Raw genomic sequence first — 13,786 nt, forward strand, 5'->3', positions numbered from 1 at the left:
ACGGAACCTCAGGCGGTGCCCCCGGACAGCGGCAGCATCGGATGGCTGCCCGTGTCGGTGGGGGCGTGCTCCGGGAGCCAGAGGACGGCCACCGCGCCCTCGGCCGGGATGTGGGCGGGCGTACCGGCGGGCCGTACGTTGCGGAAGGTCAGGCGGGCGCCCAGCACCCGGGCCTGGCCGGCCGCGATGGTCAGGCCCAGTCCGTGACCCTGGCCGGCGCGGTCCATGCTGCCGGTGCGGAAGCGGCTCGGGCCCTCGGCGAGCAGTGCCTCGGGGAAGCCCGGGCCGTGGTCGCGGACCCGGATGACCCGGCCCTCGACGGTGACCTCGATCGGCGGTCTGCCGTGCCGGGCGGCGTTGGCGAGCAGGTTGAACAGCACCCGCTCCAGGCGGCGCGGGTCGGTGGTGACCTCCGACTCGTGCACCACCCGTACGACGATGTCCGGGTCCTTGGCCGCCACCCGCCGGGCCACGAACTCGCCCAGCATGATGTCCTGCAGCTCGGCCCGCTCGGAGGCACCGTCCAGCCGGGCCACCTCCAGCACGTCCTCGACGAGGGTGCGCATCGCCTTCGCCCGGTCCAGGACCAGTTCCGTCGGACGGCCGGGCGGCAGCAGTTCGGCGGCCGTGAGCAGGCCCGTCACCGGGGTGCGCAGCTCGTGCGCGATGTCGGCGGTGACCCGCCGCTCGGCCTCCAGGCGCTGCCGCAGCGCGTCCGCCATGGCGTCCACCGCGCGCGCGAGATCGTCGGTCTCGTCCCGTACGACCCCGCCGATGGCCTCCCGGACCCGTACGTCGGTCTCCCCCTTGGCGACCTGGCCCGCGGCGGCCGCCGCCTTGCGCAGCCGCCGCGACAGCTGCCCGCCGATCAGCACGCCTAGGGCGCTGCCGCCGAGCACGACCGCGATCGAACCGATGACCAGGGCCTGGTCGAGGTCCTTCATCACGTCCGTGGAGCGGTCCGGGAACCGGCTGTGCAGGGACAGCACATGACCGTCCTTCACCGGTACGGCCGCCCAGATGTCCGGCGGCCCACCGGCGTGGTCCGAGACGTCGCTGGCCCGGCGGCCCTCCTCGACCTTCTCGCGCAGGGCGGGCGGCAGCAGCGGATCGTCGATCTTGATGTCGGGGAAGTTCGTCCGCTTGTACCGCTCGTAGTTCCCCTGGGCGATCTGCACGCGCTCGTTGGCCAGGTCGCGCGCGTTGTCCAGCATCGAGACCCGGGCGGCGTTGTGCACGACCAGGCTGAGCGCTATCGCCACGAGCCCGGCGACCAGTGCGATCGCCGCGCTGAGCTTCCATCTGAGGCCGGTGCGCAGGCCGGCGCGCTCCACGTGCCGGACCGGGTGCCGAAAGATCCCCCGCATGCCGCCGCCCCGCTCAGGCCTTCAACTTGTAGCCGAAGCCGCGGACCGTCTCGATCCGGTCCTGGCCGATCTTCTGGCGCAGCCGCTGCACATGGACGTCGACGACCCGGGTGTCCCCGCCCCAGCCGTAGTCCCACACCCGCTCCAGCAGCTTGTCGCGGGAGAGCACGGTGCCGGGCGCGCCGGAGAACTCCAGCAGCAGCCGCATCTCGGTCGGGGTGAGCGCCACCGGCTGCCCGGCCCTGCGCACCTCCATGCCCTCGGTGTCGATCTCCAGGTCACCGAAGGTCAGTGTGCCGCCGTCCATCTCCGAGGAGGGATCCTCCGCGTGCGCGGCCCCGCCGGCGTGGCCGAAGCGGCGCAGCACCGCGCGGATCCGGGCGACCAGGACGGCACCGTCGAACGGCTTGGTCACATAGTCGTCCGCGCCCGCCTCCAGGCCGAGGACGACGTCGATGGAGTCCGCGCGCGCCGAGAGCATGATCACCGGCACGGTCGACTCGTCCCGGATACGACGGCACAGGCTGACCCCGTCCAGACCCGGGACCATGACGTCCAGCAGCGCGATGTCCGGCCGCTTCGCCCGGAACGCCGCCAGGCCCGACAGCCCGTCGGGCATGGCCGTCACCGCGAAGCCGTCCCGCTCCAGGGCGAGCTGCGTGGCCTCGCGGATGACGTCGTCGTCCTCGACGAACAGGACATGGGTCTGGTCTGCCATCCCGGTGCTCTCAGTCCTCAGTGATGTGGTCGGTCAGTTGTCCGGCGTGGGCGTCGGGTCCCCGCCGACGGAATTGCTGTAGAACCTGTGGACGCCCTTCCCCTGGACGAACCGCCCCGCCTTCCACCGGTAGGGGATCACGTCCTCGCCGGACGGGCTCGAGATGGGATCGCCCTTGCGGTAGAACTGCTTGGTCACCGACAGGACGTCGTCCTCGATCTCCGCGTAGACCGGGGACTCCTCGCTCTTGAAGACATTCTTGTACGCGCCGTTGTCGTCCCGGTACACGTACGAGCCGATGCCCACGGCGTCGGTGCAGGTCAGCACGTTGACGACGACGTCGTCCACGGAGCCTCCGGTCAGGTCGCCGTAGGAGACGTCGACCGGGTAGTCGTCGCCGCTGCACGGCTTCAGCTCACGCTTGACCGCGGGTGAGACCAGGGGGTCCTGCCTCACCAGCGCCACGGCGTCCACGCGCCGGTAGGAGTCGGACGGACTGGGCGCCGGCGAGGCGGCGGCGCCCGCCACCGCGGAGGCGTGTGCCGGGCCCTCGTCCCGTGCGCCCGTACCCCCGGTGCCGCAGGCTGCGACGAAAAGGGCGAGGGCGGCGAGCGCGGCCGTCGCCGCGATCACCGCCTGTGTACTGCCTCGGGCCCCTCTGGGCCCGGCCCCGGTCAGGCCGCGCAACGCTCCCGCTCCTCACGCTCCAGCGCGCGTGCGTCCAGATCGCGGGCCTCCAGCTCCTCGCGGAGCCGGGCGAGCGCCCGGTGCAGCGTGCTCTTGACCGTACCGGCCGACATGCCGAGGGCCGCGGCCGTCTCCTCTGTGGACATCTGCTCCCAGTGTCGCAGCACCACGACGCTGCGTTGCTTCGGAGCGAGCACCTTCATGATGTCCATCAGCAGGGCCCGGTCGGCGTGCTGCTCGGTGGAGTCGTCCACGGACGCGTCCGGCAGCTGCTCGGTCGGGACCTCCTCCAGCTTGCGCGCCCGCCACCACTCGGTACGGGTGTTGATCATCACCCGGCGTAGATAGGCGTCCGCGAGCCGCTTGTCGGCGATGCCCTCCCAGCGGCCGTAGGTGCGCACCAGTGCGGTCTGCAGCAGGTCCTGGGCGTCGACCGGGTCCGGAACCAGCCGACGGGCGCTGCGCAGCAGCGCGTCCTGCCGGGTACGGACGTACTCCTCGAATTCGAGCACCTCGCCCTGCGCCATGATCAACCGCCTCCGTTCCCCGTGTACTCCGGCTCGTGCCCGAAGTCCCGCTCTCCCGCTGCCCCGTGGTCTGCCGGGCACGGAAAAGAAGCTACGGAGTGGTTGTCACGGCGCTGTGCGAAGCAGCCTGCGGCTAGCAATCGGCTGTCCGTCGGTTGTGTAACGGAAGTGGGTGCGGGGTAGGGGAGGCGACGGCTATGTCCCTTTATGGGTTGCTTTGTGGGGCGAGCCGGTCCGTAACGAAGGCCTCGTCACTGTGACTTGTCCGTCCGTCAGGTCAGCGGCAGCCGGTACAGACTGCCGGGCAGCGGCTCCACCAGACCGTCCGTGACGAGTCCGTCGAGCGCGCGGGCGCGCTGCACCGGCTCGTGCCACACCCGGTCCAGCGCCGCCTGCGGCACCGGCGCGTGCGCCTCCCGCAGCACGGCCAGCAGCTTGCCGCGCACCTGGCGGTCCGTGCCCGCGTACGTCTGCCCGCGGCGCGGCGGCCCCTCGTGCTCCGGCTTGCCCGCCAGCCGCCAGGCGCACTGCGTGGCGATCGGGCAGCGGTGGCAGCCCTCGTTCTTCGCCGTGCACACCAGGGCGCCCAGCTCCATCGACGCGGCGGCCCAGCGGGCGGCGGTCCCCTCGTCCTGCGGCAGCAGGTCACGGGCCAGCCGGCGCTCGGCCGCCGTGGTGGCGTTCGGCGGGTACTGCACCCCCGTCACCGCGCGCGCGAAGACCCGGCGCACGTTCGTGTCCAGCACCGGGTGCCGCTGCCCGTACGCGAAGGAGGCCACCGCCGCGGCCGTGTACTCGCCGATGCCGGGCAGCGCCAGCAGCTGCGTGTGGTCCGTCGGTACGTCCCCGCCGTGCCGCTCCGTTATGGCGACCGCGGCGCCGTGCAGACGCAGGGCGCGGCGCGGGTAACCGAGCCGGCCCCAGGCGCGCACGGCTTCGCCGGGGGCCACCTTGGCGAGGTCTGCGGGGCGCGGCCAGCGGGTGAGCCACTGTTCGTAGACGGGCAGGACGCGGCTCACCGGGGTCTGCTGGAGCATGAACTCGCTGACCATCACGCCCCACGGGCCCGCCTCCGGGCGGCGCCAGGGGAGGTCGCGGGCGTGCGCGTCGAACCAGGAGATCACGGGGGCGTGCAGCTTCTCAGTCATGGCCTTCCGATCCTGCCACGGGTCGGGCGGGCATGGCTCGCGACGGCGCGGTTGCGGAGCGTTGCGACGGGTCGCGGTGTGTGAAGGCCCCTTTTCCCCGCGGAAGTTGCCGGGATGATGATCCGGAAAAGTTGGGCTCGGGCGGCGGGTGGCGCAAGCAAGCGCGCCGATCTCTCGTACAGTTTGCGCCGTGGGATCTCTGCGCAATCCGGTCGGGCCGCTTCCCTCCTCCATCTACTGGCGACGGAGGGTCGTACTGGTGTCGGTGGTCGCCCTGTTGGCGCTGCTGATCACCTGGATCGTGACGTCCGGCGGCGGTGGCGGCAAGAACGACGCCGGCGGGTCCAGCGGCAAGAATCCCGCCTCCACGATCACGCCGGGGCCGTCCCCCTCCGGGTCCGCGATCAGCCAGCACCCGGGTGGACGCGACGAGTCGGGCGGCGGGGACTCCGCCGGCGGGGGCGGTTCCGGGTCGGACGGCGGCTCGGGTTCGGACGGCAAGGGCGGCTCCGGGGCGTCGGGCTCCGCGGGTGGCTCCGCCGGCGGCTCCGGTTCGGGTGCGGGTTCGGGCGGCGGCGACGTCGGTACGGGCGACGTTCTGCCGGCTTCCTCCTCGCTGCCCAACTGCACGGCTGGATCGGTCACGTTGAGCCTGCGCAGTCTGCACAACTCCTACTCGCCGGACCAGACGCCGACTTTCGAACTCACCGCGAAGAACGCCGCCTCCACCGACTGCAAGGTCGATCTCGGGCCGAAGAAAGCGGTGTTGACGGTCACGCCCGCGGACGGCAACGACGACTACTGGTCTTCGGGCGACTGCCCGAAGGGCGCCGCGAGCCTGGTGTTCCGGGTGCCCGCCGGGCAGAGCATCACGTACACCGTGAAGTGGGACCGCAAGCCGAGTGCCCCGCAGTGCGGGACGCCCGCGGCGGGCTCGGCGAAGCCCGGGACGTACCTGCTGGAGGCCGCGACCCCGGGCTTCCCGAAGGCCCAGGCGTCCTTCGTACTGTCGGCGGACTAGCGTCCGCCGGCCGAGGCCGGCCGCGGGCGGGGCCGTGGCAGTCCGCGGCCGCGTGGCTACGGCGCCCATACGGCAGACGGGGATGCGACTCCGCAGGGGCGCGGGGAACTGCGCGACGAGCCACGACGGGCCCGCGGCCGACGACGAGACGCGCCTGCCCAAACTCAGACGTAGCGTTCCAGAATCGACGACTCGGCCAGGCGTGACAGCCCTTCCCGTACGCTCCTCGCCCGGGCCTCGCCGACCCCGTCCACCGTCTGGAGATCATCCACGCTGGCGGCCAGCAGCTTCTGCAGGCCGCCGAAGTGCTCCACCAGCCGGTCGATGATCGCACCCGGCAGACGCGGCACCTTCGCCAGCAGACGGAAGCCCCGCGGGGAGACCGCCGAGTCGAGGGTCTCGGGGGAGCCGGTGTAGCCCAGCGCACGTGCCACCGTGCCGAGTTCGAGGAGTTCGGCGTGGCTGAGGGCGTCCAGCTCGGACAGTGCCTCGTCCACCGTGCGGGAGCGCTTCGCGGTGGGCTCGGGGACGTAGTCCCGGACGACCAGCTCACGGTCGGGCTCGACGCCGGCGATCAACTCCTCCAGCTGAAGGGCCAGAAGACGACCGTCGGTGCCCAGTTCGACCACGTATTCGGCGATTTCGGTGGCGATGCGCCGGACCATCTCCAGCCGCTGGGCCACCGCCGACACGTCCCGGACCGTCACCAGGTCCTCGATCTCCAGCGCCGACAGCGTGCCCGCGACCTCGTCCAGCCGGAGCTTGTACCGCTCCAGGGTGGCCAGCGCCTGGTTCGCGCGGGAGAGGATCGCCGCCGAGTCCTCCAGCACGCGCCGCTGCCCGTCGACGTACAGGGCGATCAGCCGCATGGACTGGGAGACGGAGACCACGGGGAATCCGACCTGCTTCGAGACGCGGTCGGCGGTGCGGTGCCGGGTGCCCGTCTCCTCCGTCGGGATCGTGGGGTCCGGGACCAGCTGCACGCCGGCCCGCAGGATCTTCGACAGGTCGGAGGAGAGCACGATGCCCCCGTCCAGCTTGCACAGCTCCCGCAGCCGGGTGGCGGCGAACTCGACGTCCAGGACGAAACCGCCCGTGCACATCGCCTCGACCGTCTTGTCGGAGCCGAGGACGATCAGCCCGCCGGTGTTGCCGCGCAGGACCCGTTCCAGGCCGTCACGCAGGGGTGTACCAGGAGCCACGGCGCTCAGCGAGGCGCGCATCAGGCGATCGGAACCGGCACTCCCACCGGACTTTCCGGGAGCTGCTGCCCGGTCGTTGGCTGCCACTGCACTCCTCCGGTCGCAGGTTCTGGGGCGCCGCCGTCGTGCGCACTCGGTTCGTACGGACGGGCGAGACCTGGGCAAAGTCTACCGGCGGTCCTCCGCCTCCTGTGGGGCCTCTCGGCGACGGGAGCGCGGCAGGACCCTGAGCGCGTCTCCCATGTCGGCGACTTCCAGGACCTTCATCCCGGGCGGGACCTTGCCCGGATCGCCCGGTACGAGTGCGTGCGTGAAGCCCAGCCGGTGGGCCTCGGCGAGCCTGCGCTGCACGCCCGTGACCCGTCTCACCTCGCCTGCCAGACCCACCTCGCCGATCGCGACGAGGTTCTTGGGCAGGGGGGTGTCGCTGGCGGCCGAGGCGAGGGCGAGGGCGATCGCGAGGTCGGCGGCCGGTTCCGACAGCTTCACGCCGCCCACCGTCGCCGAGTAGATGTCCCGCTTGCCGAGCGCGCTGATCCGGCCGCGCTGCTCCAGCACCGCGAGCATCATCGACACCCGCGAGGTCTCCAGGCCCGAGGTGGTCCGGCGCGGGGAGGGGATCTGGGAGTCCACGGTCAGCGCCTGCACCTCCGCCACCAGTGGACGGCGGCCCTCCAGGGTGACGGTCAGGCAGGTGCCCGGGACGGGTTCGTCACGCCGGGTCAGGAAGAGTCCGCTGGGGTCCGCGAGCCCCGTGATGCCCCCGTCGTGCAGCTCGAAGCAGCCGACCTCGTCCGTGGCGCCGTAGCGGTTCTTCACACCCCGGACCAGGCGCAGGCGCGCGTGCCGGTCGCCCTCGAAGTGCAGGACGACGTCCACCAGGTGCTCCAGCAGCCGGGGGCCCGCGATCGCGCCGTCCTTGGTGACGTGGCCCACCAGCAGCGTCGACATCCCGCGGTCCTTGGAGGCGCGGATCAGGGCACCGGCCACCTCGCGGACCTGGGCCATGCCGCCCGGCGCGCCGTCGACCTCCGGGGAGGCCACCGTCTGCACCGAGTCGAGGATCAGCAGGGACGGCTTCACGGCGTCCAAGTGGCCGAGGACGGCGGCCAGATCTGTCTCGGCGGCCAGGTACAGGTGGTCGTGGAGGGCGCCGATGCGGTCGGCGCGCAGCCGGACCTGGCTCGCCGACTCCTCGCCGGTCACATAGAGGGTCGGGTGCTCCTCGCTCGCCGACTTGGCCGCCACGTCCAGCAGCAGGGTGGACTTGCCGACGCCCGGCTCGCCCGCGAGCAGCACGACCGCGCCGGGCACCAGCCCGCCGCCGAGCACCCGGTCCAGCTCCGGCACGCCGGTCGCGCGGGCGGTTGCCTGCCGGCCGTCGACCTGCCCGATGGGCAGCGCGGACGTGGTGACGCGGCCCGGTGTCGTCGTACGGACCGCGGGCGCTCCGTACTCCTCGACCGTGCCCCAGGCCTGGCACTCGGGGCAGCGGCCGAGCCACTTGGCCGTCTGCCAGCCGCACTCGGTGCAGCGGTAGGACGGTCGGTCCTTGGTGGTCTTGGTACGGGCAGCCATGCGGAAACCGTAGCCCGCGGCACTGACAACGCCCGCCCGGGGCGCATGTGGGTGGACGGGTCCCGGCCAGGGCCCATCGGGTTCGAGCCGCGGAATACGAGGTTCCCGTCCCCTTATGAGGGATCGTTTCACCCGTACGGATTAAAAGTGCTCAAGGTGCAAGTAGGGACACTCTGCCGCCGCCTACGGTCGCACAGGTGATGAGCAGCAGTTCTCAGACCACGATCCGCACCACCGGCACCCACCGGGCGCACCGGGCGCACCGGGAGGTGCGCGACCGAGCCGCCGCGCGCACGCTGGCCCAGCAGCCTCCGGCGCGCTACGAGCCGTACCTGGACGGTCTGTTCACCTACTGCCTTTCGGTGCTGTGCGACCACGACGCGGCCACCGCCGCCCTCGGGGACGTCCTGGCGCTGGCCGAGCGGCGCGGGCAGCGCGTTCCGGAGGCGGCCGCAGACCGCAGGGCCTGGCTGTACGCGCTGGCCCGCTGGGCGTGCCTGCGCGGACTCGCCCAGGCCAAGCAGAAACGTCAGGCCACCCACGCGGCGGGCCGTCCGGTCGCGAAACAGGCACCCGAGCCGCCCGTCTCCCCGGAGGTCCAGGAGGAACGGCGCCGCGAACTCGCCCTGCTCGCCTGGCCGGAGGCGGCCGGCACCACACCCGAGCAGCGCGAGGCACTGGAGCTCGCCGTCCGCCACCGTCTGGCCGCCCACGAGGTCGCCGCCGTCCTCGGCATGCAGCCCGCCACCGCGCGCGAGCTGCTGTCCTCCGCGGCCTGCGAGGTCGAGCGCACCCGCGCCGCGCTCGCCGTGGTCGAGACCGGCGGCTGTCCGAGCGTGAGCCACCTCACCGGAGACAGCCGGCTGGTCCTCAGCCCGGTCCTGCGCCGCGAGCTGGTCCGGCACGTCGACGACTGCCCCCGCTGCCGCCGCACCGCCGAGCGCGCTGTTCCCGGCCACTGGCCCGGCGCCACGGTCACCCCGGCCGAGCTGCCGGTCCTGGAGGCGCCCCGCGCGGCCCTGCACGTCGCCCTCGCGCACCACCCGCGCGCGCGGGGCGCGGCCGTACCCCGCTTCGACCGGCGCGGCTTCCCGATGGACCCCAAGGACCGCGCGGCCCGCCGTGACCGGCTGCGCGCGCGTGCCGTCACCACGACCGTCGTCGCCACCGTCGTCGCGGCCCCCGTGCTCGCGCTGTGGGCCGCCTACCGGGGCACCCCGACCGCCGACGAGGACGGCCGCGCGGCCACCGCGCGCGAGGCACAGGGCCCCGACGCGCTCGGCAGCGACGCCGCGGGCGGCTACGAGAACGCCGGAAACGCCAGCGTGAAGCCCGGCAGCGGCCCGGGCAAGGACGGCAGGCCGGACGTCTCCGTAGAGGTCATCAGTGTCGACGGAGGAGACCGCAAGGGGTCCGGACAGCTCACGGTCAGCGCGCGCAACGACGGCGACACCACGTTCATCTCCCTCACCGCCTCCGGTGCGGACCCGGTCCGCTGGTCCGCGTCCACCTCGGCGGCCTGGCTCTACCTCAGCCAGTCCGCGGGAACCCTCGACCCCGGTGACACGTTGACGATCAAGGTGTACGTCGATCATCTGCGTGAGCCGTCCGGCCACTGGCATGCCCAGGTGGCGATCTCACCGGCCGGCGCCGTGGTCTCCATCGACGGTTACGGCACCGCCCCGAGCGGCCCCTCGACCCCGCCCGCGACCCACAGCCCCGACCCGACGCCCCCGCCCTCGACGCCCACGGACCCGCCGACCGGCCAGTCCCCGTCCCCGACCGACCCGAGCCCCAGCCCCAGCGACCCGACCCCGTCGGAGCCACCGAGCTCGTCACCCCCGCCCGGCGATGACGGCAGCCCGAGCCCCGCGGACAGCTGACGACGTCTGCCGGGCCGGGCCGGCGGGCCATAACCGGCTAGGCGCCCGGCTCCGGATCCGCCGGATGCGGTGCCACCAGCGGGAGCTGCGACGCCAGCCGCCGCTCGCACAGCTCGACCAGACGGTCGTAGCCCGCCTTGCCCATCAGCTCGGTCAGCTCCGCCCGGTAGGAGACGTACACCGGCTCGCCCGCGCCGTGCGCCGAGGTCGCCGACGTGCACCACCAGTGCAGGTCGTGGCCGCCCGGACCCCAGCCCCGGCGGTCGTACTCACCGATCGACACCTGCAGCACGCGCGTGTCGTCCGGCCGGTCGATCCAGTCGTACGTGCGCCGGATCGGCAGCTGCCAGCACACGTCCGGCTTGGTCTCCAGCGGCTCGCGGCCCTCCTTCAGGGCCAGGATGTGCAGCGAGCAACCGGCGCCGCCCGCGAAGCCGGGACGGTTCTGGAAGATGCACGAGCCCTGGAAGGGCCGCGTCTGCCGGGACCCCTCGTCGTCCTCGGAGATCCAGCCGTTCCGGGTGCCCTCGGCGTGGTTCTGCCAAATCTCCGGGGTGAGCCTGGCCACGTGCTCGGTGACCCGCTTCTCGTCGTCCTCGTCGGAGAAGTGGGCACCCAACGTGCAGCACCCGTCGTCCGCGCGGCCCGCCTGGATGCCCTGGCAGCCGCTGCCGAAGATGCAGTTCCAGCGAGAGGTCAGCCATGTCAGATCGCAGCGGAAGACCTGCTCGTCGTCCGCCGGATCAGGGAACTCCACCCACGCGCGCGCGAAGTCGAGCCCCTTCTCGTCGCTCACCTTCGACACCTTGGCGGTTTTGGCATTCTTGTCCGCCTTGTCCGCCTTTACAGCTTTCCCGGAGTTCGCCTTTTTCGTCTTTGGCACGCGTCCAGGGTAAGTGGCCAGGAGCCGCTCCGGGCACCGAGGACGGAGGATCTGGCAGTAGCGTTCCGTACATGAGACTCGGTGTCCTGGACGTGGGTTCGAACACGGTGCATCTGCTGGTGGTGGACGCTCACCCCGGCGCGCGCCCGCTGCCCGCGCATTCGCACAAGGCCGAACTTCGGCTCGCCCAGCTGCTCGACGGCAGCGGTGCCATCGGCGACGACGGCATCCACAAGCTGGTCGACGTCGTGCGCGAGGCGCTCCAGGCCGCCGAGGACAAGGGCGTCGAGGACCTGCTCCCGTTCGCGACCTCCGCGGTCCGGGAGGCCACCAACGCCGACGACGTCCTCGCGCGCGTGGAGGAGGAGACCGGCGTTCGGCTCCAGGTGCTCACCGGCGAGGAGGAGGCCCGGCTCACCTTCCTCGCCGTCCGCCGCTGGTTCGGCTGGTCCGCCGGGAAGCTGCTGGTACTCGACATCGGCGGCGGCTCCCTCGAGATCGCCTTCGGCATCGACGAGGAGCCGGACGCCGCGGTCTCCCTGCCGCTCGGCGCCGGCCGGCTCACCGCGGGCTGGCTGCCCGGCGACCCCCCCGACCCCGAGAACGTCCGCGCCCTGCGGCGCCACGTCCGGGCGCAGATAGCCCGGACGGTCGGTGAATTCAGCCGCTTCGGCGCCCCCGACCACGTGGTCGCCACCTCCAAGACCTTCAAGCAGCTGGCCCGCATCGCGGGCGCCGCCCGCAGCGCCGACGGCCTCTACGTCCAGCGCGAACTCAAGCGCGAGTCCCTGGAGGCCTGGGTCCCCCGCCTGTCCGGCATGTCCGCGGAACAGCGGTCCGAACTCCCCGGGGTCTCGGACGGCCGGGCCGGCCAGCTCCTCGCGGGCGCGCTGGTGGCCGAGGGCGCGATGGACCTGTTCGGCGTAGAGAGCCTGGAGGTGTGCCCGTGGGCCCTGCGCGAGGGCGTGATTCTCCGGCGGCTTGATCACATGGGTTCGGACTGACGTACTCAGGGGTGCGGGACCGTGTCGGCATGCGGCTGCGCCGCGTGGGCGCGAACAATCACGACGCGGCCGCACTCGCCCGAATGGCAAACGTCACAACGGCGAACAGGCACCCGACACCCCCACCACTCAACCCTTTAAGGTGACGGACGTGGCTGAACCAACGGACGTGAGCATCGCGCTGTCCACGGCCTCCGTGTACCCGGAGTCGACCGCGACGGCCTTCGAGATCGCCGCGCGCCTCGGCTACGACGGCGTCGAGGTCATGGTGTGGACCGACCCGGTCAGCCAGGACATCGAGGCCCTGCGCCGCCTGTCCGACTACCACGGCATCCCGATCCTGGCCGTTCACGCCCCCTGCCTGCTGATCACCCAGCGGGTCTGGTCCACCGACCCCTGGGTCAAGCTCCAGCGGGCCCGGGCGGCCGCCGAGAAGCTGGGCGCCGACACCGTGGTCGTGCACCCGCCGTTCCGCTGGCAGCGGCAGTACGCCCGCGACTTCGTCTCCGGGATCTGGCGGATGGCGAACGAGACGGACGTACGGTTCGCCGTCGAGAACATGTACCCGTGGCGCTACCGCGACCGCGAGATGCTGGCGTACGCGCCCGACTGGAACGTCACCAACGACGACTACCGGCACTTCACGATCGACCTCAGCCACACCGCGACCGCCCGCACGGACGCGCTGGACATGATCGACCGCATGGGCGACCGCCTCGGGCACGTCCACCTCGCCGACGGCCGGGGCTCCGCCAAGGACGAGCACCTGGTCCCCGGCCGTGGCACCCAGCCCTGCGCCGAGGTGCTGGAGCGGCTCGGACGCCGGGGCTTCGACGGTCACGTCGTCATCGAGGTCAACACCCGGCGGGCGATGTCCAGCGCCGAGCGCGAGGCCGACCTCGCCGAGGCCCTGGCCTTCACACGCGCACACCTGGCCGCCACCGTGCAGGCGCACCGGCGATGACCGGGGCGAACGGCGCCCGCCGCCGCGGCCGCCCCCCGCGCGCGGAGTCCGCGGACACCCGGGACCGGATCCTGGGCGCGGCCCGCGAGGAGTTCTCCGAGCACGGGTACGAGAAGACGTCCGTACGCGGCATCGCCAAGGCCGCCGGGGTCGACTCGGCGCTCGTCCACCACTACTTCGGCACCAAGGAACAGGTCTTCGAGGCGGCCATCGCGGTGGCCTTCGCGCCCGCCCTGAACGCCCCCGACGCGCTGGCCGCCGGCCCGCTGGAGGGGGTGGGGGAGCGGCTCACCCGCTTCGTCTTCGGCGTCTGGGAGAACCCCACGACCCGCACGCCGCTGCTCGCGATCCTGCGCTCCGCCGTGAACAACGAGACCGCCGCCGCCGTCTTCCGCCGCCTCGTCGCCTCCCAGCTGCTGCGCCGCATCGCCGCCCAGCTGGACCTGCCGGACGCGGAACTGCGGGCCGAGCTGGCGGCCGCCCAGCTGGTGGGCGCGGCGATGATGCGTTACGTGATCAAGCTGGAGCCGCTGGCGTCGGCGGACCTGGAGCAGATCATCGCGCGGGTGGCTCCGGTGGTGCAGGGGCATCTGACGCGGCCCTGACAGGGCGCTCCGTGAAACACGCGTCCCGTATTCCGGACAACCTTGTCCAGTCCTTGGAGGGTCGGCGTACGCTCGGAGGGAGTCAGAACTCTCTGGCGGACGGTCTTCGAAGGAGCGAGCGACGATGCCCGAGCTGAGGTCCCGCACAGTCACCCACGGCCGCAACATGGCGGGCGCCCGCGCCCTTATGCGCGCCTCC

Annotated in this window: 13 protein-coding genes; 5 read left to right on the plus strand and 8 right to left on the minus strand. The window is 72.5% G+C overall.

Features of this window, described 5'->3' with window-relative positions:
- Positions 1–8: 8 nt before the first annotated feature.
- The 5 genes from cseC to AC07CM_RS46005 form a co-directional block, all read right to left on the minus strand.
- On the minus strand, positions 9–1,367 hold the full coding sequence (cseC, locus tag AC07CM_RS45985) for a two-component system sensor histidine kinase CseC (protein WP_478882537.1): 1,359 nt from the start codon (positions 1,365–1,367) through the stop codon (positions 9–11).
- Between the two features lie 13 nt (positions 1,368–1,380).
- Entirely contained in the window at positions 1,381–2,085 is a 705-nt protein-coding gene (gene cseB / locus AC07CM_RS45990; RefSeq protein WP_478882538.1) for a two-component system response regulator CseB, read from the minus strand.
- Between the two features lie 33 nt (positions 2,086–2,118).
- Positions 2,119–2,772, minus strand: a complete 654-nt coding sequence (locus tag AC07CM_RS45995; RefSeq protein ID WP_478882539.1) for a hypothetical protein — start codon at positions 2,770–2,772, stop codon at positions 2,119–2,121.
- Positions 2,760–3,299 carry a SigE family RNA polymerase sigma factor gene (locus tag AC07CM_RS46000; protein WP_067006350.1) on the minus strand — a complete coding sequence of 180 codons (540 nt, stop codon included), beginning with the start codon at positions 3,297–3,299 and terminating at the stop codon, positions 2,760–2,762. The genes AC07CM_RS45995 and AC07CM_RS46000 overlap by 13 nt, the downstream gene beginning before the upstream one ends.
- Positions 3,300–3,571: 272 nt before the next feature.
- Positions 3,572–4,447 carry an HhH-GPD family protein gene (locus AC07CM_RS46005; protein WP_478882540.1) on the minus strand — a complete coding sequence of 292 codons (876 nt, stop codon included), beginning with the start codon at positions 4,445–4,447 and terminating at the stop codon, positions 3,572–3,574.
- Between the two features lie 190 nt (positions 4,448–4,637).
- Between AC07CM_RS46005 and AC07CM_RS46010 the strand changes: the two genes are divergently transcribed.
- Entirely contained in the window at positions 4,638–5,468 is an 831-nt protein-coding gene (locus AC07CM_RS46010) for a hypothetical protein (protein WP_478882541.1), read from the plus strand.
- A 164-nt stretch (positions 5,469–5,632) separates the two neighbouring features.
- On the opposite strand, the gene disA is transcribed toward AC07CM_RS46010, so the two are convergent.
- Both disA and radA read right to left on the minus strand, forming a co-directional pair.
- Positions 5,633–6,757: a DNA integrity scanning diadenylate cyclase DisA gene (disA, locus tag AC07CM_RS46015; RefSeq protein WP_190016897.1), complete on the minus strand. Its 1,125-nt coding sequence runs from the start codon at positions 6,755–6,757 to the stop codon at positions 5,633–5,635.
- 81 nt (positions 6,758–6,838) lie between these two features.
- A complete protein-coding gene (radA, locus tag AC07CM_RS46020) occupies positions 6,839–8,248 on the minus strand; it encodes a DNA repair protein RadA (protein ID WP_478882542.1) in 1,410 nt (469 codons plus the stop codon).
- Positions 8,249–8,448: 200 nt separating this feature from the next.
- Here radA and AC07CM_RS46025 point away from each other — a divergent pair, with 200 nt between their 5' ends.
- Positions 8,449–10,131, plus strand: a complete 1,683-nt coding sequence (locus tag AC07CM_RS46025; protein WP_478882543.1) for a BACON domain-containing protein — start codon at positions 8,449–8,451, stop codon at positions 10,129–10,131.
- A gap of 37 nt (positions 10,132–10,168) precedes the next feature.
- On the opposite strand, the gene AC07CM_RS46030 is transcribed toward AC07CM_RS46025, so the two are convergent.
- Positions 10,169–11,014 carry a DUF3109 family protein gene (locus tag AC07CM_RS46030; protein ID WP_478882544.1) on the minus strand — a complete coding sequence of 282 codons (846 nt, stop codon included), beginning with the start codon at positions 11,012–11,014 and terminating at the stop codon, positions 10,169–10,171.
- Positions 11,015–11,085: 71 nt separating this feature from the next.
- Between AC07CM_RS46030 and AC07CM_RS46035 the strand changes: the two genes are divergently transcribed.
- The 3 genes from AC07CM_RS46035 to AC07CM_RS46045 all read left to right on the plus strand — a co-directional run bounded on the left by AC07CM_RS46035 (position 11,086) and on the right by AC07CM_RS46045 (position 13,587).
- Positions 11,086–12,018, plus strand: coding sequence for a Ppx/GppA family phosphatase (locus AC07CM_RS46035; protein WP_478882545.1), 933 nt, complete (start codon positions 11,086–11,088; stop codon positions 12,016–12,018).
- 142 nt (positions 12,019–12,160) lie between these two features.
- A complete protein-coding gene (locus AC07CM_RS46040) occupies positions 12,161–12,982 on the plus strand; it encodes a sugar phosphate isomerase/epimerase family protein (protein ID WP_478882546.1) in 822 nt (273 codons plus the stop codon).
- Positions 12,979–13,587: a TetR/AcrR family transcriptional regulator gene (locus tag AC07CM_RS46045; RefSeq protein WP_478882547.1), complete on the plus strand. Its 609-nt coding sequence runs from the start codon at positions 12,979–12,981 to the stop codon at positions 13,585–13,587. Before AC07CM_RS46040 ends, AC07CM_RS46045 begins: the two co-directional genes overlap by 4 nt.
- Positions 13,588–13,786: the final 199 nt, after the last annotated feature.

This window comes from Streptomyces sp. NPDC044061 (assembly GCF_056434305.1).

Bases quoted from the DNA above. Each gene is read 5' to 3' on its own strand.
- cseC (WP_478882537.1), bottom strand. From the start codon at position 1,367: ATGCGGGGGATCTTTCGGCACCCGGTCCGGCACGTGGAGCGCGCCGGC.
- cseB (WP_478882538.1), bottom strand. From the start codon at position 2,085: ATGGCAGACCAGACCCATGTCCTGTTCGTCGAGGACGACGACGTCATC.
- AC07CM_RS46000 (WP_067006350.1), bottom strand. From the start codon at position 3,299: ATGGCGCAGGGCGAGGTGCTCGAATTCGAGGAGTACGTCCGTACCCGG.
- AC07CM_RS46005 (WP_478882540.1), bottom strand. From the start codon at position 4,447: ATGACTGAGAAGCTGCACGCCCCCGTGATCTCCTGGTTCGACGCGCAC.
- radA (WP_478882542.1), bottom strand. From the start codon at position 8,248: ATGGCTGCCCGTACCAAGACCACCAAGGACCGACCGTCCTACCGCTGC.
- AC07CM_RS46025 (WP_478882543.1), top strand. From the start codon at position 8,449: ATGAGCAGCAGTTCTCAGACCACGATCCGCACCACCGGCACCCACCGG.
- AC07CM_RS46035 (WP_478882545.1), top strand. From the start codon at position 11,086: ATGAGACTCGGTGTCCTGGACGTGGGTTCGAACACGGTGCATCTGCTG.
- AC07CM_RS46045 (WP_478882547.1), top strand. From the start codon at position 12,979: ATGACCGGGGCGAACGGCGCCCGCCGCCGCGGCCGCCCCCCGCGCGCG.